The sequence below is a fragment of the Stenotrophomonas mexicanensis genome (assembly GCF_032911605.1).
In the GTDB taxonomy this organism is placed as follows: Bacteria; Pseudomonadota; Gammaproteobacteria; order Xanthomonadales; family Xanthomonadaceae; genus Stenotrophomonas; species Stenotrophomonas maltophilia_A.
Map to the genome: position 1 here is coordinate 28,269 of NZ_JAWJTG010000030.1, position 21,117 is coordinate 49,385.

17 protein-coding genes are annotated in these 21,117 nt (G+C 66.7%); 11 read left to right on the forward strand and 6 right to left on the reverse strand.

What is annotated here, in order from left to right; translation table 11 throughout:
• Positions 1-5: 5 nt before the first annotated feature.
• Positions 6-3,374 (reverse strand): autotransporter domain-containing protein, encoded by a 3,369-nt coding sequence (locus R1L06_RS13720; RefSeq protein ID WP_317217971.1) that lies wholly within the window; start codon positions 3,372-3,374, stop codon positions 6-8.
• 188 nt (positions 3,375-3,562) lie between these two features.
• On the opposite strand from R1L06_RS13720, the gene R1L06_RS13725 reads away from it, so the two are divergent.
• On the forward strand, positions 3,563-3,763 hold the full coding sequence (locus tag R1L06_RS13725) for a hypothetical protein (protein ID WP_080291777.1): 201 nt from the start codon (positions 3,563-3,565) through the stop codon (positions 3,761-3,763).
• Positions 3,764-3,887: 124 nt separating this feature from the next.
• A complete protein-coding gene (locus R1L06_RS13730) occupies positions 3,888-4,238 on the forward strand; it encodes a VOC family protein (RefSeq protein WP_317217972.1) in 351 nt (116 codons plus the stop codon).
• 15 nt (positions 4,239-4,253) lie between these two features.
• Here the strand turns inward: R1L06_RS13730 and R1L06_RS13735 are convergent, their stop codons facing one another.
• The gene (locus R1L06_RS13735; RefSeq protein ID WP_317217973.1) at positions 4,254-4,874 is read right to left on the reverse strand and encodes a TetR/AcrR family transcriptional regulator; all 621 of its coding nucleotides are present in this window, start codon (positions 4,872-4,874) and stop codon (positions 4,254-4,256) included.
• Between the two features lie 126 nt (positions 4,875-5,000).
• Between R1L06_RS13735 and R1L06_RS13740 the strand changes: the two genes are divergently transcribed.
• Complete coding sequence (locus R1L06_RS13740) at positions 5,001-6,473, forward strand: MFS transporter (protein ID WP_317217974.1); 1,473 nt, start codon at positions 5,001-5,003, stop codon at positions 6,471-6,473.
• Between the two features lie 10 nt (positions 6,474-6,483).
• Here R1L06_RS13740 and R1L06_RS13745 read toward each other — a convergent pair whose 3' ends face one another.
• Complete coding sequence (locus R1L06_RS13745) at positions 6,484-6,789, reverse strand: KGG domain-containing protein (RefSeq protein WP_032128582.1); 306 nt, start codon at positions 6,787-6,789, stop codon at positions 6,484-6,486.
• A 323-nt stretch (positions 6,790-7,112) separates the two neighbouring features.
• Here R1L06_RS13745 and R1L06_RS13750 point away from each other — a divergent pair, with 323 nt between their 5' ends.
• Entirely contained in the window at positions 7,113-8,597 is a 1,485-nt protein-coding gene (locus R1L06_RS13750) for a DUF4434 domain-containing protein (protein ID WP_317217975.1), read from the forward strand.
• 5 nt (positions 8,598-8,602) lie between these two features.
• Here R1L06_RS13750 and R1L06_RS13755 read toward each other — a convergent pair whose 3' ends face one another.
• Entirely contained in the window at positions 8,603-9,067 is a 465-nt protein-coding gene (locus R1L06_RS13755) for a MarR family winged helix-turn-helix transcriptional regulator (RefSeq protein WP_317217976.1), read from the reverse strand.
• A gap of 50 nt (positions 9,068-9,117) precedes the next feature.
• Between R1L06_RS13755 and R1L06_RS13760 the strand changes: the two genes are divergently transcribed.
• The 7 genes from R1L06_RS13760 (at position 9,118) to R1L06_RS13790 (ending at position 18,559) form a co-directional block, all read left to right on the forward strand.
• A complete protein-coding gene (locus tag R1L06_RS13760; RefSeq protein WP_032128585.1) occupies positions 9,118-10,029 on the forward strand; it encodes a S41 family peptidase in 912 nt (303 codons plus the stop codon).
• A 98-nt stretch (positions 10,030-10,127) separates the two neighbouring features.
• On the forward strand, positions 10,128-11,021 hold the full coding sequence (locus tag R1L06_RS13765) for an NAD-dependent epimerase/dehydratase family protein (RefSeq protein WP_164080613.1): 894 nt from the start codon (positions 10,128-10,130) through the stop codon (positions 11,019-11,021).
• A 210-nt stretch (positions 11,022-11,231) separates the two neighbouring features.
• Complete coding sequence (locus R1L06_RS13770) at positions 11,232-13,889, forward strand: methyl-accepting chemotaxis protein (protein ID WP_317217977.1); 2,658 nt, start codon at positions 11,232-11,234, stop codon at positions 13,887-13,889.
• Between the two features lie 158 nt (positions 13,890-14,047).
• The gene (locus tag R1L06_RS13775; RefSeq protein WP_032129226.1) at positions 14,048-14,821 is read left to right on the forward strand and encodes a flagellar brake protein; all 774 of its coding nucleotides are present in this window, start codon (positions 14,048-14,050) and stop codon (positions 14,819-14,821) included.
• Positions 14,822-15,064: 243 nt separating this feature from the next.
• On the forward strand, positions 15,065-15,556 hold the full coding sequence (locus tag R1L06_RS13780; protein WP_317217978.1) for a chemotaxis protein CheW: 492 nt from the start codon (positions 15,065-15,067) through the stop codon (positions 15,554-15,556).
• Positions 15,557-15,692: 136 nt separating this feature from the next.
• A complete protein-coding gene (locus tag R1L06_RS13785; protein ID WP_010482470.1) occupies positions 15,693-16,076 on the forward strand; it encodes a hypothetical protein in 384 nt (127 codons plus the stop codon).
• Positions 16,077-16,177: 101 nt separating this feature from the next.
• Entirely contained in the window at positions 16,178-18,559 is a 2,382-nt protein-coding gene (locus R1L06_RS13790; protein WP_317217979.1) for a methyl-accepting chemotaxis protein, read from the forward strand.
• A gap of 583 nt (positions 18,560-19,142) precedes the next feature.
• Here R1L06_RS13790 and ampE read toward each other — a convergent pair.
• Positions 19,143-20,030 carry a regulatory signaling modulator protein AmpE gene (gene ampE / locus R1L06_RS13795; RefSeq protein WP_032127176.1) on the reverse strand — a complete coding sequence of 296 codons (888 nt, stop codon included), beginning with the start codon at positions 20,028-20,030 and terminating at the stop codon, positions 19,143-19,145.
• Between the two features lie 134 nt (positions 20,031-20,164).
• Positions 20,165-21,070 (reverse strand): NAD(+) diphosphatase, encoded by a 906-nt coding sequence (gene nudC / locus R1L06_RS13800; RefSeq protein ID WP_317217980.1) that lies wholly within the window; start codon positions 21,068-21,070, stop codon positions 20,165-20,167.
• Positions 21,071-21,117: the final 47 nt, after the last annotated feature.

Consider the following 21,117-nt stretch of genomic DNA (forward strand, 5'->3'; position numbering starts at 1 on the left):
CGTGTTTAGAAGCGCACAGACCAGCGTGCGGTGGCGCCATGGTCGCGGCTTTCACTGCCGAACTGGCCGCTGTAGCCCAGCTCCAGCTGCTGCCGCGGGGTCAGCCACGCCGCCAGGCCCAGCTCGGCCACTACGGCGTTGTCGGCAATCGGTGCGCCCTCGACTGCAAAGGTGGTGCTGCTGTTGGCGAAGGCCAGGTTGGCCACCTGGCTGCGGTCACCGAAGGCGCGGCGATAGCCCACGCCACCGCGCAGGTGCAGCCAGCTGTCCTGCTGGAACGATGCCTTCAGGCCCTTGTCGAAGCGCAGGCCAGCGGTGGCGATGGTGGTGCCGGTGTCGTCCACCTTGCCGTGCAGTGCGGCCGCGCCGCCACGCTCGTTGATCTGCTTCAGGTCCACCTCCACGCGGGCGATCTGCAGGTACGGCTCCAGCCCGGCTTCCGGGCCACCGAAACGGTAGCCGGCTTCGATGAAGGCCTGGCGGGTGCGTGCGTTGTAGCGCGCGCTGAGGCTGTCGCTGAAGCCGGCGAAGGCAACATCACGCGTGCTCTTCACTTCGTTGCGGCTCCATGCCACGCCACCACGCAGGCCGAAGCCGCCCCAGGTGTGGCTGGCATAGGCGCCGAAGTGCGTGTTGTCGATCTTCGACTTGGCACGACGCTCCTGCTGCTTCACGTCGGTGCGGCCTGTACCGGCCAGCACGCCGATCTGCCAGCCACCGAACTCGCGGTCCATGCCGACCAGCAGGCCGTTGCTGTTGGCGTCGGTGCGCGCGGTGTTGCTGTTGCCATCCAGCTTGCTGTTGCCGCCCAGTGCCTGCACCCAGGCGCCGGTGGCATCACCCGCATCGGCACCGGGTGCGGTGGCACCGGCACGACGTGACAGTGCGGCATCGCGCACATAGCGGCTGCCCTCGACCAGGGCCAGCGCCGTGGCCGGATGCAGCTCGCCGCTGAGGCCATCGAGCACGCCACCCACCTGTTGCGGGAACAGTTGGGTCAGCGGCTTGGGCAGGCCCTGGTTGATCGCCAGTCCATCGGCCACCGCCGCGGCCGCACGCTGGTTCGGCGTGGTGGCGGCGCTGGCGAGCGAGGCACCCCGGGTCACGTCGATGCGGGTGCCATTGGCGCCGTAGGCCAGGCTGAACTGCAGGAACGGCGAGAACGCGCTGAAGTCGGTTTTCGCGAACTGGCCGCTGACACCGCCGTCGGCGCGGATGAAATTGAACTGCTCGCCGAGGTAGTAGGTACCCGGCTCCGGCAGTGCGACCAGGGTGCCGCCGAGAGTGGCGGTGCCGGTTACGTGCAACTGGTCACTGCGGCCGCCCGGGGCAAGTTCGGCGGCATAGACGCCGGTTGCACCCTGCACGTAGTTGCCGTTGATGGTCAGCGTGCCGATCGAATTGCCGGGCGCGATGATGCCGTCCACACGGGTGTTGCCCAGCGTGCCGATGCCCTTCAGCAGGCCGTTGGCACCGACCGTGGTGGTGCCGCCGGTCTGCGTGCCGTTGAAGGACACCACGCCACCGTTGACCGTCAGGTTGCTGTCCTTCAGCAGGCCGCTGCTGCTGACCGTGCTCACGCCTCCAGTGGTGTTCAGGGCGGTGGAGACCAGCGAGCCGTTGAGCAGGAACTGGCCACCCTGGACTTCGACCGCTGACGTGAGTGTGTTGGTGCCGTTCAATTCCAGCGTGCCGTCCTGCAGCACTGCGCCGTTGAAGGTGTTGCCACCACTCAGGCGCAGCCAGCCGATGCCGGACTTGGTCAGCTTGCCGGGGCCGCCGATGTCGTTGGTCCAGTCATCCCAGGCATCGCCTTCCCACACCTTCAGGCCACCGGCCTTCTGGTTCATCACCACGTTGGTGTCCACGCGCAGCGAGCCGTAGCCTTCGATGGCCTTGCGCAGGTCGACCATGCCCCAGCCGTAGATCTCATCGACGCCCGGATCGCCCAGATCGCGGGCGGTGGTCAGCAGCACGTCGCGGACCTGCGCGTTATTCAGGTAGGGGAATCGCTCGAACAGTAGGCCCAATGCACCGGTGATGTGTGGAGCGGCCATCGAGGTTCCGCTCTTCTTGACGTAGTCGTAGTCTGGCAGCAGGCTCAACGTGTCAATTGTGACGTTGCCGGCGCTGTCCTTGGACAGCGTGGCGTCCAGCTTGGTCTTGGCGCCAAAGGTTGTGGAAAGAATTGCCGTGCCAGGTGCTGCCAGGCACCAGTTTGCGGCGAGTCCGCAGCGCATGGAGCGATTGCTCAGCTCCAGAGCTTCATTGACGTTCACGACAGCCAGCCAGTACGGCTCAACATCCTTCTGAGCACGTGGCAGCGTGGCGTACATGCCTGCAATCGGCGCCTGTTGTGGGGATGGGTTGGCAGCGTCGGTATTGCCAGCAGCCCATACTTGAATGAGGCCGGTCCTGCGCGAAGCGGTTGCCATCACCGCCAGCCGATCGGCGAAAACCGTATGGGATAGATACACATCCATCTGCTGGGCTGAGTTCGGCTCTGTAGCAAGCCCCCAGCTGTGGTTGATGGCTCGGATCTCCTGTTGTTCGAGCTGTTCGTACAACTGGCTGAACGCTGCCGTTGGGGCGCCAACGGATTTAGAGCTTCGATCGAGCGTCATCCGTGGCGAGACACTAAGGTGCGCCACACTGTTGGAGAACAGGCGGGCGACGCTGAGGTCGGCACCGAAGGCTACGCCGTGCATGCCGGTGCCATCCCGATTGGCAGCGATCGTCCCGGACACATGGGTGCCATGTGTCCCATAGGTGACCCCTTCAAAATATCCATTTCGATTGAGCAATGCGGCGTACTGCGGATCGAGGGTCTGATAGGTGAGCTGGACCTGATCACCATCGGTCCTGAAACAGCTGTTGGGGCCTTGGATCACCTCTGCCGGACACAAGCTGCCATCGGCAAGAACCCCTGCCAGCCGGATGCTCCGATGGTTCTTACCAGCGAACTCTGGATGTCCTAGGCCGGTGCCGTCGTCGAAAACGCCAAGTCTGACGCCCTTGGCAGTCAGGCCCCGTGCATAGGCGTAGTCGGCCCCCATCGCGGCCAGACCCCAGTCGGCATTGAATTCGTCCGTGCGCCAGCTGGCCGGATCACCCGGCTTACCGAGAATCGAAGTGGTGCTGGCTGCTGCTGCGGCTGCTGCAACCGGCAACTGAAGGGGCGTGGAAGAGGGCGCCGACGTGGCAGGTTGCGCCCAGGCCGCCTGCAATTGTCGCTGTTGTTGCCAGGTGTCGAGTGATTCGCTGGCGATGGCGGGCGTAGCAGCCAGCAGCAGGGAACTGGCTACAGCCAGTGCGAGGCGGCTATGCATCGGAGAACGGGAGTGGGACGAACGGCCGTGCAGCGGGTGATTCATCGGACAACTTCCTTGGATGACGGACTACAAAGCCGTTAACGCCAAGGCACGGCGATACCCCCCAGCTATGTGGCAGGAATTTTATGAACACGTTAATTGGGCGTGACGCTGGCGTTCACTCCATCTCCCGGAGGTCTCGCTACCGTGGCCCGGCCTGGGCTCACCAGGCTTATCAAGGAGTGATGTCGATGCGTACTTTCAGGAAAATGATCGCGGGTGCGGTGTTCGCCTTGGCCTGCAGCGGTTCGGTTGCTGTGGCTGGGCCGATTCCGCCATGCGATCTTCCCTGTTGGAAGGCTTACCAGGCGTGTCTGTCCGGTGGCGTTGATGCGATGGAATGCCAGTACGAATACGATCGTTGCATCATGGATCGCTGCGGCGCTGTGTAAGCAGTGGCAATGCAGGATTGGTGACGAGCCCCGTCCCTGACGGGGCTCTTCTGTTTCAGCGCCGCCCGCTTGCAGGCCATGCACGCAGCGGCGAGGATGGGGAATCGCATCGGAGCCGCCGCACATGGCCGTCAAACGTGTCGTCGCCAACATCGCCACGCCTGACCCTGCGCGTGCCGCAGCGTTTTATGGCGAGCTGCTGGGCATGCCGGTGGTGATGGACCACGGCTGGATCGTCACCCATGGCGGGCAGGGCAGCGCGCTGGCGCAGGTCAGCTTTGCCAGCGAAGGCGGGTCTGGCACCGCAGTGCCGGACCTGTCGATAGAAGTGGACAATCTGCAACAGGTACTGGAGCGCATGCGCGCGGCCGGCATCCCGCTGGAATATGGCCCCGCCGATGAGCCCTGGGGTGTGCGCCGCTTCTTCGTCCGTGACCCGTTCGGGCGGTTGTTGAACATCCTCGCCCACATCTGAGCAGCAGAAAGCCCGTCAGCGACGTTTGGCACCGGTTGGTGGCACGCCGACCATGCGCAGGCAATCGTCCACCACGGCGCCGATGAAGGCTTCGGCATCCTGTGCGGGTGCGGCGATCAGGTCGTCGGTGGCGCCGTGCACGCCGGCATAGATCAACGAGGCGGTGACTTTGGGCGCTGGAAGCTGCCACAGAGCTGCGGCATTGCCTGCTTCGAGGATGCCCAGCAGTTGCTGCTGGATCGCATTGCGTTCGGCGTTGCCGCGCTGGTGGTGATGATGGTTGGCGTACACCACGTCGTGCAGTGCATGGGTGCGCACATAAAGTTCGATGTTGGCGCGGATCCAGGCGCGCAGGCGCGCCACGCCATCGCGGGTCGGGTACTGCTGCACGGCGCGGTCGACGTCTTCCATGAAACGCTGGGTGTAGCGCTGCGCCAGTGCCTGCAGGATCTCGGTGCGCGAGGCGAAGTAGGTATAGAAGGTGCCCTTGGCAACGTCGGCTGCGGCGACGATGTCGCTGATGGTGGTGGCATCCACTCCCTTTGACAGGAACAGCGCCTGCGCGGCGTCCATCAGTTCTTCCTGGCGGGTTTCCGCAGGTTTGGTGCGTGGCCTGGCGACAGCTGGGGTCTGCATGTGGGAGGGATCCGGGTGCGACGGAAGCCATTCTAACTGGCCTGTGGCACCGACTGACCGTCAGTCATTGACCGACGGTCAGTCAGTGGCTACGATGCGCGCACATCATTCCCCCGGGAACCGTACATGCGACGTTTCCAGCGGCCGGCCCTGGTGCTGGCGGCCTACCTCGGCACATTCCTCGCCTCGCTGGACATCAGCATCGTCAACGTCGCCCTGCCGACCCTGCAGCAGGCGTTGAATACCGACATGGCCGGCCTGCAGTGGGTGATCAATGCGTATGCAATCGCGCTTTCGGCGTTGATGCTGTCGGCGGGGCCGCTTGGGGACCGTTACGGTCATCGGCGGATGTGGCTGCTCAGCGTCGCCACCTTCACGCTGGGGTCGCTGCTGTGCGCCTGTGCCGGCAATCTTGCGACCCTGGTAGCCGGGCGTGCAGTGCAGGGCATCGCGGGCGCTTTGTTGATTCCCGCCGCAATGCCGATCCTCAGCCACGCGCTTCCCGACGCGCGCCAACGTGCACGTGCGATCGGTGGCTGGTCGGCGTTCAGTGCGCTGGCTCTGGTGCTTGGCCCGCTGCTGGGCGGCGTGCTGGTACAGCGCGTCGGATGGCCCAGCATCTTCCTGATCAACCTGCCGTTGGGCCTGCTCGCGCTGGCGCTGGGCGCCTGGGGAATTCCGGAGCGGCGGCATCCGCAGCACGCTGCGCTGGACCCTGCCGGGCAGCTGCTCAGCGTCGTCGCGCTGGGTGCGCTGAGCTATGGCCTGATCGCGATCGGCGCGCATGGCCTGCTGGCCCCGGTGACGCTGCTGGCGCTGGGCGTGGCAGCTGCCGGGTTGATCCTGTTCGGCATCGTCGAACGCCGGGTGGCACGCCCATTGCTGCCGCTGGACCTGTTTGCCGACCGCCGCTTCGGCATGTTCAACCTGGCCTCGTTCGTGCTGGGCTTCACTGCCTATGCCAGCCTGTTCTTCCTGTCGCTGTTCTTCCAGCAGGCGCAGGGGCACAACGCTGCGCTGGCAGGCTCCCAGTTGGCTCCGCAGTTCCTGTTGATGGGTGCCGTCTCGCTGTTGTTCGGGCGTCTGGTCGCCCACCTCGGGCTGCACGCCGCGCTGGTGCTGGGCTATGCCCTGGCCGGGGCGGCGCTGTGCGCGATGGCCACGTTCGAACCGGCTACTTCGCACGCCTATTCCAGTGCTGTGCTGGTGCTGCTTGGCATTGGAATGGGGCTGGCAGTGCCGGCGACCGGCATGGCGGTCATGGCCAGCGCGCCGGTCGAGCGCGCGGGTATTGCCTCAGCCACGATGAACGCGTTACGTCAGGCAGGCATGAGCCTGGGCATCGCGCTGCTGGGCAGCCTGATGGGCCAGCGCGCCGTGCAGCAGTTCGCCGCGTCCGCGCAGGCGGCCGGGCAGCGGGGGCTGGTGGCACAGGCGCGCGAACTGATCCTGCAACCGGGCTCGATGCACGCCACGCCGCAGATGCTGACGTGGTATCGCAGTGCGATGGCCAGTGGTTTCGGATGGGCGATGGCTGTGGCCGGTGCGCTGGCCCTGCTTGCGGCGCTCGGGCTGTATCGGCAGCGCGCACCGGCCTGACGCGCTGCATTCAGCCCTGCTGGCGTTGCGGACCCGCTGCCGTGCGTTCGATCTCCTGAGGCTGTTGTTGCTGCTGGCGCGCATTGGCGTGGCGAGCGTGTCCACCTTCACGACCGATCTCGGCCATGTGCTGGCGGTTGCGGCTGATCGCCTCGCCGCCTTTGCGGCCTGCGACACGTGCCTCGGCCGGACTGAATTCATGCGCGTTCCCGGAGGCATGTGCGGCGCGCCCGCCCTTGGCAGCGATCGCGCGCTGCTTTTCCTGGTCCATTGATGCGAAACCCCGGTTGGAGCTGCGCGGGTTCTGCTCAGTCATGTGAAATCTCCTGCGGTGTGGGCGTCGCCTTCGTAGACGACGGCATCCATGCTTGGCCATCGCACGCTAAGTCCAGGTCGCCATCTTCGCCCCGGTTTTCACGCGCCCTGCGCACGGGGCTGATCAGGCAGCCATTCAGGCGGGCGCTGCCTTCGCTGCCGCGATCTCGCTCAACTGCGGCAGCAGGGCCGCAGGAACACAGTGAGGATGGAGTGTTGCGTAGAAGCACACGTGCATCCACCGGTGATCATGATGGGGCCACCGTTGCTGTTGATAGGATGCGCAACAACGCCACTCGCCTGGCCACGACAGGGACGTAGAACATGAACAGGATTGGATTGATCGCAGTGCTGGCCTGTACCGCTCCCGTCCACGCAGCCAGCCCTCTGTTGTCCGGCAGCTTCGTCCACGTTGGCTACTCGGGCAGCGACGAACAACTGCCGGCCGCGCAGTTGCCGCTGTTCCTGGATGAACTGCAGGACCTGGGCAACGACACGATCATCCTCGGTCAGGTGCGTGCCACCCGTGCCGGCGTGGGCTGCGCCAGCGGCGTGCAGGATTTCGAATGGATTGCCGGCTTTCCCGGCAAGCTCGGCACCGTGCTCGATGCGGCGGCCGCGCGCGGCATGAAGGTCGTGGTCGGCACCACCTACAGCTCGGGGCAGTGCGCCACCTTCTGGCAGGGGCAGAACGCAACGGCCGTGGCACAGGATGCGGCGCAGTCGCTGGCCCAGCTGGGCCAACAGTACGGATCGCATCCGGCGTTCGCTGGCTGGTACATCACCGACGAGCCAGCACAGGTGCCGGCTGATCGCGCGCCGTTCTACCGTGCGATCGTGACGGCGCTCAAAGGCAGTACACCCTCGCGGCCGGTGATGGTGGCCCCCTACCTGGCGTCATCCAGCGTGGATCCGGCCAGCGTGGGCCGGGCTGCTGCACAGTTCCGTACGGCCACCGGCGTGGATGTGCAGATCTGGCAGGACGGCATCGGCGCCGCCTCGCATGCACGCCTGTTCCAGTGGGATCGCCCGGGTCATTCCACCGAGGCGTATTACGAGGCGCTGTCGGTGGCGCTGGGGGCCAGCGGCCTGTGGGCCGACATCGAACTGTTCAACCATGGCAGTCCCTTGTTCCTGGAAACCGGCAACGGATTGTCCGGTGCCTATCGCTCCGCGTCGGTGCAGCGCATCAACCAGCAGTTGTGGAGCGCGCGTTCGGCCGGCAAGCGCGTTGCCTGGCTCAACCAGTACCACATGTCCGAGGTGGTCGGCCCCGGCCAGGGCTATGCCGAATCTCCGCGGTTGATGAACACCTATCGCGGGCTGTATGGGCTCGGTGCGTCCTACAGTGTCGATCCGGTGCAGACCACCTACAGCTACAGCGTGGCGCCGGATGCAAACTATCCCGACAGCACCGGGCATGAACTGTTCGATCGCCGGGTGGGGGATCCGCGCAACCCGATGGATGCCGGCTGGGTAGGCGTGCATTGCAACGCCAGCATCACCATCGACTTGGGCCAGCGCCGGCGGGTGGACTGGATCGGCCTGCATACGATGACCCGCCCGGAGTGGGGCATCGTCACGCCGACAGCTGTGGAGGTGATGTGTGCCGAGCCGGGCGCCGCTGCGGTGAAGATCGGTGTGCTGTCGGCGCCATTCCCCCAGGCCGGACTGAGCGGTTCGACCGAAGAGGAATACGTGCTGGGCAACGCCGCGCCGCTGGCCGCGCAGTGCCGCACGCTGGAGCTGCGGTTGGCCAATGGCAGCTGGACGTTCCTCAGTGAAATCGAGATGGCGGCCGAGCAGTAAGCGCCTCAGCGTTGGGGCGTGCCACGCAGTCGCTGTGCGAACGGCCGCCGTTCAAGCGCCTGCAGTGCGTCGCGCAGCACCTGCTCCAATGACTGTCCAAGATCGGCATCGAGGCTGCGCGCCGCGCGTGCCGTGGCCTGCCACTGCGCCTGCAGCGCCGGCAACGCCTGCAACGCGCGCGGGCTCAGCTGCAGGATGCGCTCGCGGCTGTCTTCACCGACCGCAGCGTGCAGCCAGCCGTCGCGCACCATTGCTGAAACCGTCTGGCTGAGCGCCGAATGGCTGAGCCCGCAGGCCAGTGCGAGATCCTTGATGCGGCAGGGTCCCTGCGCCAGCAGCGTGCGCAGCACCGGGGTGTAGCGCGGCCGGTAGTCCAGCTTCAGGTCGCGGTAGGCCTGCTCGACCGCCGGGTCGAGCTGGTCGAGCAGGGCCCGCACCAGTGTTCCCAGGGTGGCATGTTGGAGATCCATGGTGGTGATGATATATAAGCACTTACATATCATCAACATAGGGTGCGGTCATGGCAGTTTCGTGGATCCTGGGCGCGCTGCTGGCGGCGTCCTGCCCGGCCCAGGACGCGGTGCTGCAGGCGGCGGCCACGGCGATACAGGCGCAGTACCTGGACGTGGCCGAAGGCGCGCACATTGCCGAGGCCGTGCGCGGCTGGTCCACCCAGCAGCGCTATGTGGACAGCTGCGCGGACCCCAAGGCGTTCAGCGCACGCTTGAACCAGGATCTGGACGTGTTCGATGGCCACTTCCATGTCGAGCGGGTGGATGCCCGCGCCGGCCAGGACGACTGGCTGATGGCCTGGCGCGCGGATGCGCGCAGCAATGGTGCGGGCGTGCGCGAGGTGCGGGTGCTGGAAGGCAACATCGGTTACCTGCGCCTGAGCACCTTCTATCCGCTCGATCTGGCCCGGCCGAAGCTGGCTGCTGCCTTCACCCTGCTGGCCGACACCGACGGCCTGGTGCTGGACCTGCGCCAGAACGGTGGTGGCGATGACGGCAGTGCGGACCTGCTGGTGCGGACCCTGCTGGCGGCGGAGATCACCCAGGTGCAGTCACTGCAACGCCGTGGCCAGCGCAGTCCGGTACCGTTGCCACCGGCGAGCCTGGGGCTGTACCTGAAGCCGCTGGTGGTGCTGATCGACCGCCGCACCGGGTCGGCCGCCGAATTCGTCGCGTACTCGCTGCAGGCGCAGGGGCGGGCACGTGTCGTTGGTAGTCGAAGTGGCGGTGCGGCACATATGTTCGATGATCCTGTGCTGCTGCCGGATGGCTATCAGATCAGCATTCCCGACCGGCAGCCGATCAACCTCCGTACCGGAACCAACTGGGAACGCACCGGCGTCACGCCTGATGCAGCAGGCGGTGACGATCCGCTGTTCGTCGCCCGGCAGCTGCTGGCCCGATCGGCATCGCCAGAATGAACGCACAATTGCAACCGCGCCCTATCGCAGACGACATGCAGCGTGCCTAGAATCGATGCATCCCGGTAGTTCCCGGGCGCTTCGAGTGAATGGACTCAATGAAGATTCTGTTGACCGGCAGTTCCGGGCGGATCGGGCGTGCGATCTTCGGCGCGCTGGCGGCGGCCCACGAAGTGGTGGGGCTGGATCGCAGCCCATTCGCCACCACCCGCATCATTGCCGATGTCACCGATCGTCAGGCCGTGATCCGGGCAGTGCAGGGCGTCGACGCGGTGATCCATACCGCCGCCCTGCACGCACCCCATGTCGGCCTGGTGCCGGATGCGGTATTCCAGCAGATCAATGTGGAGGCGACTGCACACCTGTTGCAGGCTGCCCGCGAGGCCGGTGCACGCCGCTTCGTGCTGACCAGCACCACGGCGCTGTATGGCCATGCGGTGGTGGCGGGCGGTTGCCGCTGGATCGATGAAGATACCGAGCCGCTGCCACGCACCATCTACCATCGCAGCAAGCTGCAGGCCGAGGCGTTGGCTGAAGCCGCTGCGGCGCCGGGCTTCAGCGTGCGCGTGCTGCGCATGGCCCGCTGTTTCCCCGAGCCACCGGAGCGGATGGCGATGTTCCGCCTGCACCGCGGTATCGACGCGCGCGACGTGGCCAGCGCACATGCCGCGCTGCTGCACGATGAGGGCGCTGCCTTCGCACGCTACATTGCCTGCGCACCGACGCCGTTCCTGCGTGAGGATTGCCTGGAACTGGCGACCCAGCCGCGCAGGGTGCTGGCCCGCCGCGCCCCGCAGTTGCTGGCCGAGTTCGAGCGCCGTGGCTGGCCGCTGCCGCTGAGCATTGACCGCGTCTACGACAGTGCACTGATGCGCAGCACACTGGGCTGGCAGCCGCGCTTCGGCCCGGACGACGTGCTGCAGCAGTACGCGGTTGGCAGCATCGAGGTGCTGCCGCGGGCGGAATGGATCAAGGACCGCGTGGCCGAATAGGGCGGCAGCCGGGCGGGTTCCTGACCCGACCCTGAGCAGGTTCAGGAATGTGCAGATGGACCGCCTCAACCTCGTTCGCAGGCGGCCGCTAACCCGGTGCGCTTCCAGCGCCGGGCGTGTCCCGGCGGCCGGTGGCCTGCGCGACGGATCGCGCACCTGCGCGGTGCCCTCGCGGTGCCGGTCGTCCTGAACTGCCTTGCGGATCCTTCCATGCCTTCTCCCCGTTCCGCCGCTGCCCGCCGCCCGGGCAGCATCGCCCACAAGCTGATGCTGGGCACCGCTGCGATCGCGCTGCTGTGCTTCGGCCTGACTGCGTTCCTGATCTACCGCCAGGCCAGCGCCAGCCTGATCGACGCCTCGCGCCAGACCATGGCCAGCGAAGCCACCGCCGAAGCCCGCCAGGTCGCGGCCGATCTGGGCACCGCCTTTGCCAGCAACGACGCCATGGTCGAGGCCGTGCTCGCCCAGCGCGCGCGCGGCGATGTTCCGGACCGTGCCAGCCTGGCTGCCGTGCTGGGCGAGCAGCTGCGCACCCACCCCGAGTGGCTGGGCAAGAGCACCATGTGGGAGGCCGACGCCTTCGATGGCAAGGATGCCGAGTTCGTCAACACCGAAGCGCACGATGCCACCGGTCGTTACATGAGCTACTGGGCCTGGCACGACGGCAAGCCGCAGCAGTCGACGATGACCGACTACACCGAGACGGCCAGTGGCTCCGGTGACTGGTACATGGTGCCCAGCCGCGACAAGCTGGCGAAGGTAAGCGAGCCCTACGCCTACGACATCGGTGGCCAGCAGGTGCTGATGAGCACGCTGAGCACGCCGATCATCGAAAACGGCCGGTTCCTCGGTGTATTCACTGTGGACTTCTCGCTGGCGGCGCTGCAGAAGCACCTGGCCACGCTGAAGCCGATGGGCGCCGGGCGCGTCGAACTGCTCTCGCCGAATGGCGTGGTGCTGGCCTCGGCCAATGCCGCCGAAATCGGCAAGCCGCGTGGCGACGCATTGACCCGCAGCATGCTGGCAGACATCGCCGCCGACCGCCGGTTCGAAGCCTTCACTCCGGATGCCGCCGGCAACGTGCGCGTATACGTGCCGCTGCGTGTGGGCGATGCGCCGCAGCGCTTTGCACTGGGTGTGGTGATGCCGCACGCGGTGATCGTGGCCGAGGCGCGCCAGCTGCTGTGGCTGACCCTGCTGGTTGGTGTGGTGGCCGCGCTGACGCTGAGTGCCGGTGTCTATGTGCTGCTGCGCCGGTTGGCGATCCGCCCACTGGCCGAAGCCGTGCGCGTGGCCGGCGACGTCGCCGCGGGCAAGCTGGACAGCACCCTGCCGGCACGCAGCAACGACGAAGTGGGCCGCCTGCTGGACGCGATGCAGGGCATGCGGGGGCAGCTGCAGTCGGTGATGGCGGCGCAGGCGGAAATGGCGCGTCGCCATGACGCCGGTGAAATCAGCTACCGCATGGACGCCTCGGCGTTCCCGGGTGAGTACGGCCGGATGGTGGCTGACAGCAACAAGCTGGTGGCCTCCAGCAACGCCGTCACCCAGCGCCTGGTCGACGTGATGCAACGCTATGCGGTGGGTGACCTGAGCGTGGACATGGAAGCGCTGCCGGGCGAGAAGGCGGTGTTCACCGCTGCAATGGCCACTACCAAGAGCAACCTGGCTGCGATCAACGATCAGATCCAGCAGCTGGCCGCTGCCGCCGCCGCCGGCGATTTTGCGGTGCGCGGCGACACGCTGCGTTTCGACCACGACTTCCGCCGCATGGTGGAAACCCTCAACACCATGATGCAGGTCAGCGACCACAACCTGGCCGAGCTGTCGACGCTGCTGCGCGCGATTGCCGCAGGCGACCTCAGCGCGCGCATGCAGGGTGACTTCCACGGCGTGTTCGCGGTGATGCGCGACGATGCCAACAGCACCGTGCAGCAGCTGACCCAGATCGTTGGCCAGATCCAGCAGTCGGCGGCCAGCATCCGCCTGGCGGCGGGTGAGATTGCCGCCGGCAACAGTGACCTGTCGCGCCGCACCGAGCAGCAGGCGGCGAACCTGGAAGAGACCGCGGCCTCGATGGAAGAGCTGACCTCCACGGTGCGCCAGAATGCCGACCACGCGCTGCAGGCCAACACCCTGGCCGGCTCCGCAGCGGGCGTGGCCAGCGAAGGCGGGCAGGTGGTCAGCCAGGTGGTGCAGACCATGGAACAGATCGAGGCCTCCTCGCAGCGCATTGCCGAGATCATTTCGGTAATCGATGGCATCGCGTTCCAGACCAACATCCTGGCGCTGAACGCGGCGGTGGAAGCGGCGCGTGCCGGCGAACAGGGCCGCGGATTCGCCGTGGTCGCCAGCGAAGTGCGTGCGCTGGCCCAGCGCTCGGCAGGCGCGGCCAAGGAGATCAAGGAGCTGATCGACGCCTCGGTGGCGCAGGTCGGTGCCGGTGCGCAGCTGGTGCACGGCGCGGGCCGCACCATGCAGGAAATCGTCGGCCAGGTCGGTCGAGTGAACGAGATCATGGCCGAGATCTCGGCAGCCTCGCGCGAGCAGTCGGCGGGCATCGAGCAGGTCAACCAGACCGTGGTGCAGATGGACGAGACCACCCAGCAGAATGCTGCGCTGGTGGAAGAAGCCACCGCTGCCGCACGTGCAATGGAAGACCAGGCCGTGCAGCTCGGTGAAGCCGTGGCCCGCTTCCGGCTGGCATCACAGGGCACGACGGCCATCCCGGCACGCCCACTGGCGGCACCGGTACCGCGCCAGGTCGCAGCCGCCGCACCGGCCGCAAAGCCGGTCCCGGCGCGTACGCTGCGCACGGCGACGGCCCAGCCGGCGCTGGCCGCAGACGGCGACTGGCAGGAGTTCTGATGTACCCGGGGTCGGATCCCTTTCCTTCGGGAAAGGGATCCGACCCCTGACGCATGGAAAGTGATGCAATTCTCACTTCATAATCGGGCACAGTAGCCGATATCCCCATCGAGCCTCGCGCCAACGCGTGCTGGCGCCCGCCCCTGACCGTAGATTCCATGTCCGACGGCAACGACACTGCAGTGCATGATGTCCACGCGGCTGATGCCGCTGACGAACGTTTCCTGGTCCGTAATCCGCGCCAGCTGCGGCAGCTGCTGCGATCGTTGATCGACCAGCGATCACTGATCAATGCGCATATCGACGGCCGCGACCGCTCGTTCCCGACCGCGCTGCTTGAGCTCGACGAGGACGACGACACCCTGCTGCTCGATGGCAGCCCGCAGGAGGCGTCCAACCGCGCCGCCGAACAGGCCGACCATCTGCTGTGCTTTGCCCAGCTCGAACGTGTGCTGGTTCGGTTCCGCCTGCAGGCACTGCAGCGTGTGGACAACGACGGCCACGTCGCCTTCCGTGCCCCTCTGCCGGACGAACTGGTCCATCTGCAGCGACGTGAGATGTACCGGCTGGAGACGCCAGTGACCGATTCACCCCAGCTGCTGATCCCCGCCGGCGAGAGCCGTGCCGAAGCGCTGTCGATGCGGGTGGTGGACATCAGCGGCGGCGGCCTGGCGGTGGCCGTACCTACCGACTGCGCGGTGTTCAGCCTGCAGAAGCGCTACCCGGCGATGCTGTCTTTGCCCGACGGCCCCGACCTGGAGATCGAGCTGGTCGTCTGCAACCTGCTGCCGCAGCGCCAACCCAATGGCATCGAGATCAAGCGCGTGGGCATGCGCTTCGACATCCTGCCGCGTGGCGCCGACAGTGCCATCCAGCGCTACATCTTCCGCATCGACCGCCAGCGCAAGGCGCGCCGCAACGGCGAGCTGTGAGGCCTCCGGACAGGTAGTGCCGGCCGCTGGCCGGCAATGGCCGTATCCACATTGTTGCCAGGTTGCCGGCCAGCGGCCGGCACTACCGCTTCCCGTGTAGATCCACGCCATGCGTGGATGCCCCCATCTTCCCCGGTAGATCCACGCCATGCGTGGATGCCTTCCCCCGGCACCTAAAGTCCCCCGACGAGGGGCCGATATCGAGCCTGACACCGGGACTTCCGGCAGAACCAGGACCCCTCGATGAACGACAAGACCAGCTCCGCCGCCAGCGCCGGTGGCGAATTCCTCAGCTTCACCCTCGGTGCCGAGCACTACGGCGTGGACATCCTCAAGGTCCAGGAAATCCGCGGCTATGACGCGGTCACCCGGGTCCCGGATGCACCGGACTACATCAAGGGCGTGATCAACCTGCGCGGCACCATCGTCCCGGTGATCGACCTGCGCCTGAAGCTGCGCCTGGACGATGCCCGCTACGACGCCTTCACCGTGATGATCGTGCTGAACGTCGACGACCGCGTGGTCGGCATCGTCGTCGACAGCGTCTCGGACGTGATCCCGCTGTCGGCCGAGCAGATCCGCCCGACCCCTGAATTCGGCGCCGCCGTCGATACCCGCTTCATCTCCGGCATCGGCACGCAGGACGACCGCATGCTGATCCTGCTCGACATCGAGACTCTGCTGGACAGCGCCGACATGGGCCAGGCCAGCATCGTTGAAGACGCCGCTGCCTGATCGAACGGACCTGCTTCACGTTCTGGTCACAAACCCCTTCAGTTCCCTCCGGCAGTGCCGATAGGGGGACAGAAGCCGGTCGCGCAGGAGCGCGCAGAACCGGAACGACCATCACCATCCCCGGAGATACACCTCGATGAAGTCCCTGCTTGCGTTCGTTTCGGCCGCTGTCCTGGCCACCACTGCTTCCGCCGCGTTCGCCCAGTCGGCCGACATGATCCCGCCGGAACTGGCACCGCGCTCGGTCGGCAAGGACGGCATGGTCTGCGGCAAGGTCGAGAAGGCCCGCTACGCAGAAGGTTCCGAAGGCCAGCCGACCTTCCTGTACATGGGCGGCGCCTTCCCGCGCCACACCTTCTCGGCCCGCATCGCTGGCGAGAACCGCGGCAAGTTCTCCTTCCCGCTGGAAACCCTGGAAGGCAAGACCGTCTGCGTGATCGGCAAGATCCAGCGCGACGCCTCGCGCGCCGAAATCGAAGTCAGCTCGCCGGCCGGCCTGAAGCTGGCCAACATCAAGTAATCCGCTGTCCGTCGAACCACGCCGGACCTGGTGCCGGCGTGGTTTCTGCTGCAACCGGGCCCGATGCCCGGGCGCGTCTGCCTTAGGAGCTCGCAACGCCCATGCCGTGGATCAACAACCTGAAACTGATGCCGAAGCTGCTGCTGACCTTCGGGGTCCTCCTGCTGGTGATGCTGCTGCAGGGTATCGTCGCCTATCGCGGCCTGCACTCGCTGAACAACGTCACCACCGAGCTGGCGGGTTCTCGCATGGAGAGCATCCGCATGGCCGGCGAGATGCGCGGCATGCTGGGTGAATACCGCAACGCCGCCTACCAGCAGCTGATCCGCGCCAGTGACGACGTCAAGGCTGATGCACGCAAGCAGACCGTCGAGCTGCGTACCAGCATGGACAAGTCGATCAAGGACTATCCGAAGCTGGTCGACAACGCACAGCAGAAGAAGCTGTTCGACACCTTCGCCAAGGAATGGAAGGACGCCCTGGCCTCCTATGACAGCGTCACCGAGATGCTGGAACTGGACCTGCCGGACGACGCCATCGATACCTTCGTCGGCGAGACCCGCACCAAGCACCGCAAGGCCGCTTCGGCGCTGGAAGCGCTGATCGCCGAAGACAACCGCCTCGCCCGCGCCTCGCGCGAAGAGGCCGAATCCACCTACTCCGCCTCGGCCGTGCTGACCGTGATCGCCCTGCTGGGCGGCGCCGCACTCGGCCTGGTGCTGGTCTGGCTGTTTGCCCGTGCCCTGGTCGGCAGCGTGCGCGGCGCCGTCTCGGTTGCCAACGATGTGGCCGGCGGCAAGCTCGATGGCCACATCGACGTCAGCCGCCAGGACGAAGTGGGCGAACTGATGCAGGCGATGCAGCGCATGCAGCGCGACCTGCGCGAGCGCACCGAAACCGACCAGGCCATCGCCCGCGAGAACCTGCGCATCCGCACCGCGCTGGACTACAGCTCCACCGGCGTGTACCTGACCGACACCAGCAATACCATCGTCTACACCAATCGCGCCCTGCAACAGACCCTGAGCCAGTACCAGGACGACGTGCGCCGCGACCTGCCGGACTTCGACGCACAAGCCTCGCTGATCGGCAAGCCGGTCACCGTGCTGGAGCATCGCGGCGAGATGGACCAGACCCTGCTGGGCAACCTGAAGGCACACGGCGTCGCCCGTCGCCCGATGCAGTACGGCGACGCCCAGTTCGCCCAGGTGGTCTCGACCATCCGCAATGAAGGCGGCGACACCGTCGGCTACGTGGTGGAATGGCGCGACCGCACCCAGGAAGCGCAGGTGGAAGCCGAAGTGGCCCGCGTGATCGCCCAGGCTGCTGCCGGCGACCTGTCCGGCCGCATCGATTCCAGCGACAAGGAAGGCTTCTTCCTGCAGCTGGCCCAGCAGATCAACGGCCTGCTCGACGCCAACGCCGGCAGCATAGAACAGATCTCCGGCCTGCTCGCCGCGCTGTCGCAGGGTGATCTGACCGTGCGCATGCACGGCGATTACCAGGGCGTGTTCGCCCGTATGCGAGACGACGCCAACGCGACCGCCGCGCAGCTGAGCGAGATCGTCACCCGCATCAAGCAGTCCAGCCGCGCGATCAGCTCGGCCGCCGGCGAGATCGCCTCGGGCAACAGTGACCTGTCGCGCCGCACCGAGCAGCAGGCCGCCAACCTGGAAGAAACCGCCGCCTCGATGGAGGAGCTGACCTCCACCGTGCGCCAGAACGCCGAGCATGCCCGCCAGGCCAACCAGCTCGCCATCGGCGCGCATGGCGTCGCCTCGCAGGGCGGTGAAGTGGTCGGCCAGGTGGTCACCACCATGTCGGCCATCGAAGCCTCGTCGAAGAAGATCGCCGAGATCATCTCGGTCATCGACGGCATCGCCTTCCAGACCAACATCCTGGCACTGAATGCCGCGGTTGAGGCCGCGCGTGCCGGTGAACAGGGCCGTGGCTTCGCCGTGGTCGCCAGCGAAGTGCGTACCCTAGCCCAGCGCTCGGCCGCTGCCGCGAAGGAGATCAAGGGCCTGATCGACGACTCCGTCGGCAAGGTCAACGACGGCTCGGCGCTGGTGCACAAGGCCGGCGCCACCATGGGCGAGATCGTCGCCTCGGTGCAGCGCGTGACTGACATCATGGCCGAGATCTCCGCGGCTTCGCAGGAACAGAGTGCTGGCATCGAGCAGGTCAACCAGACCGTAGTGCAGATGGACGAAACCACCCAGCAGAACGCCGCGCTGGTGGAAGAAGCCACCGCCGCCGCACGTGCGATGGAAGAACAGGCGGGCCACCTGAGCGAGGCGGTCTCGATCTTCGTGGTCGACGAAGCCGAGGTCGTGGCCGCCCCCCGCAAGGCAGTTGCAGCGCCGGCACCACGTGCCGCCGCACCGGTCGCACCGGCTCCGGTCGCCCCACAGGCCCGACGCACTGCAGGCGGCCGCCCGATGGCCACCGAACTGGCTGATGGAGACTGGCAGGAATTCTGATGCCCGCCTGACCTGAAGTACGAGAACGCCCTGGCCCTGCGCTGGGGCGTTTTCGTTTACGGGGCATCTGGATATCCAGCCAACGGCGATGCCCCTCGGGGTGGTCGCGGTAGGCGCGTGGCTACTGAGGGTTGGCCGGGAGGGTGGGCTGCGCAGGGGCCGCTGCAAGTACGTCCATGTAAGCTCGGTCGCCGCATCCATGCGGCTCACGCCCCTGCGCAGCCCACCCTCCCGGCCACGGACAGTTTCCGTGCGCGTCCACCCCGGATTGAAGAAGGAAGAGCAAGAGCAACAGCACCGCTTCCGGGTTCAGATTCGCTTTCCGCAGGAAAACGGATCTGCCCCCTCTTCCCACTTGGAAACCCAACGCTCTTGCCGTCCGTCACAGGAATGCCGAGAGGGTTGGGTCGGGGTGGGCTGGCGGGACCGTTGGCGCCATGGATGGCGCCATCGAGCCCCCAAGGACGGGTTTACGGCGTGTCCTGCAGCCCCACACCGCCCCGCTCAACCATCACCAATCCAGAGCTGCTGTTACTGTTGCTGTTGCTTCTGCAGGTGCAGGGCTGCAAGCCCTGCAAAGCAACTACGTCACCCAGCCTGCAATCACCAGCAGGGCGAGGATCGCCAGCCACAGCAGCAGCATCCTCCACACCAGGCTCATCGCATCCCGCAGGTCCGGCAACCGCTGCCACACCGGCAACAGCCCCGCCTCGGTGTAATCATGCGCATCCTCGCGCAGCTCGGCGTTGACGCTGGCCCGCGCCACCGCGCCCAGGAAGCCGATGTTGCCGGCCAGGCGCTCGCCGTGGGCCTGGCGCCAGGCCTTCCACGCCGTATCGAAGTTGCCCACCAGCGCCATCGAGAATGCCATCAGCTGCGCCACCGGCCACTCGATCCAGCCCAGCAGGCGCTGCGCCAGTGCCAGCGGCTCCACCGGCACGCGGGCGCGCATCGGGCTTTCCGCCATCAACGCCAATAGTCGGTAACCCAGCGCACCGGCCGGGCCCAGCAGCAGGAACCAGAACAGCACCGCGAACCAGCGCCGCAAGGCGTTGAGCACGGTTGCCTCGACCAGTGACGGAATGTCCTCGCGCAGGCTGCCACCGGCCGCCTGCAGGTTACGCACCGCGGCCTGGCGCGTCGCCGCGTCATCGGCATCGATGATCGCTTCGATATCGCGGTCCAGATCGCGCGGGCCCCAGCACCACGCCAGCACCGCCACGCCCAGCAGCAGCGACGGCAGGCCGAACAGCACCCCACGCAGCAACCACGCCAGCAGCGCCATCAGCAGCAGCGGCGGCAGCAGTGCCAGGGCAACGCCTGCCGGCCCCTGCCAGGCCTTGCCACCGCGCGCGTCCAGCCAGCCCAGCCAACGCCGGAAGCCGTCGAAACGGCGCAGCGAGGCGGCAGCGGCCGGGGCAACATGGCCCAGGGCCAGTGCCACCAGCACGGCGGCCAGAGTGGTGAACATGGCAGGTCTCCCTACGAAACAGAACGCTCGGCGTCGCTACCTTACCTGTCGCAGCGGCGCCCTCAGCGGTGAACCGGACTGTAACCCGGGCCGTGTTCAGGTGGCGGCAATACAGGCGCCACCGTCAGCCCCGCTCAGCCCTTCTGCTGCCGGTACCAGTGTTCGATCAGGCCGCGCGAAATCGAGATCGGCGGCGACAGGCGGATGCCCTGGCCATCGTCCTCCACATCGCGTGCCAGTGCAGCACCGATCTCGTCGGCACTGAACCAGCGCGCATCTTCCAGCTCGCCATCCACGGTCGGCAGGTCATCCTGCGCCTGTGCACGGAAACCGATCATCAGCGCACCCGGGAACGGCCACGGCTGCGAACCGAGGTACTGGCAGGCAGTCACCCGTACCTTGCTCTCCTCGTGCACTTCACGCACCACGGTCTGCTCGAAGGTCTCGCCGGGTTCGACGAAGCCGGCCAGCACCGAGTAACGCCGCGGTGCCCAGTTCGACTGCCGGCCCAGCAGCAGCCGGCCCTGGTTTTCCACGGCGACGATCACGGCGGGATCGACACGCGGGTAATGCTCGGTGGCGCACTGCGCGCAACGGCCAACGAAGCCGCCACGGGCAAACGCCACGGCACCGCCGCACACGCCGCAGAAGCGGGTGCGCGAGTGCCAGTAGGACATGCCGCGGGCATAACTGAAGGCGGTCGCATCGGCCATCGGCCACAGCAGTGCGGCCTGGCGCAGGTCGAGCCGGCGGGGCGCAGTAACCGTAACGCTGGCGGCTTCGACCGAAAACCAGGCCTGCTCGCCACGCAGGCCGAGGAAGATCGCGGCACCCGGGCCGCCGCCGATGTCGGCGCCGGTCAGCACCAGCGGCTGGTCGTCATCGCCGGTGAAGGCGCTGCCGTCCTGATCGAGCACGAGAATGCGCGCGCCCGCCCACAGGCGCGCCAGTGCATCGGCATCGTCGCGCAGGGCATCGGCGCGCTCCAGCGGTTCGCCAACGAAGGCGAAACCGGAAAGCGGCGAAGGAGTATTGGGCATCCGGCAAGCGTGCCGCCAATCGATGCAGGTGGCAAGTTCGGCGCTGT

Bases quoted from the DNA above. Each gene is read 5' to 3' on its own strand.
- R1L06_RS13720 (WP_317217971.1), bottom strand. From the start codon at position 3,374: ATGAATCACCCGCTGCACGGCCGTTCGTCCCACTCCCGTTCTCCGATG.
- R1L06_RS13725 (WP_080291777.1), top strand. From the start codon at position 3,563: ATGCGTACTTTCAGGAAAATGATCGCGGGTGCGGTGTTCGCCTTGGCC.
- R1L06_RS13730 (WP_317217972.1), top strand. From the start codon at position 3,888: ATGGCCGTCAAACGTGTCGTCGCCAACATCGCCACGCCTGACCCTGCG.
- R1L06_RS13735 (WP_317217973.1), bottom strand. From the start codon at position 4,874: ATGCAGACCCCAGCTGTCGCCAGGCCACGCACCAAACCTGCGGAAACC.
- R1L06_RS13740 (WP_317217974.1), top strand. From the start codon at position 5,001: ATGCGACGTTTCCAGCGGCCGGCCCTGGTGCTGGCGGCCTACCTCGGC.
- R1L06_RS13745 (WP_032128582.1), bottom strand. From the start codon at position 6,789: ATGACTGAGCAGAACCCGCGCAGCTCCAACCGGGGTTTCGCATCAATG.
- R1L06_RS13750 (WP_317217975.1), top strand. From the start codon at position 7,113: ATGAACAGGATTGGATTGATCGCAGTGCTGGCCTGTACCGCTCCCGTC.
- R1L06_RS13755 (WP_317217976.1), bottom strand. From the start codon at position 9,067: ATGGATCTCCAACATGCCACCCTGGGAACACTGGTGCGGGCCCTGCTC.
- R1L06_RS13760 (WP_032128585.1), top strand. From the start codon at position 9,118: ATGGCAGTTTCGTGGATCCTGGGCGCGCTGCTGGCGGCGTCCTGCCCG.
- R1L06_RS13765 (WP_164080613.1), top strand. From the start codon at position 10,128: ATGAAGATTCTGTTGACCGGCAGTTCCGGGCGGATCGGGCGTGCGATC.
- R1L06_RS13770 (WP_317217977.1), top strand. From the start codon at position 11,232: ATGCCTTCTCCCCGTTCCGCCGCTGCCCGCCGCCCGGGCAGCATCGCC.
- R1L06_RS13775 (WP_032129226.1), top strand. From the start codon at position 14,048: ATGTCCGACGGCAACGACACTGCAGTGCATGATGTCCACGCGGCTGAT.
- R1L06_RS13780 (WP_317217978.1), top strand. From the start codon at position 15,065: ATGAACGACAAGACCAGCTCCGCCGCCAGCGCCGGTGGCGAATTCCTC.
- R1L06_RS13785 (WP_010482470.1), top strand. From the start codon at position 15,693: ATGAAGTCCCTGCTTGCGTTCGTTTCGGCCGCTGTCCTGGCCACCACT.
- R1L06_RS13790 (WP_317217979.1), top strand. From the start codon at position 16,178: ATGCCGTGGATCAACAACCTGAAACTGATGCCGAAGCTGCTGCTGACC.
- ampE (WP_032127176.1), bottom strand. From the start codon at position 20,030: ATGTTCACCACTCTGGCCGCCGTGCTGGTGGCACTGGCCCTGGGCCAT.
- nudC (WP_317217980.1), bottom strand. From the start codon at position 21,070: ATGCCCAATACTCCTTCGCCGCTTTCCGGTTTCGCCTTCGTTGGCGAA.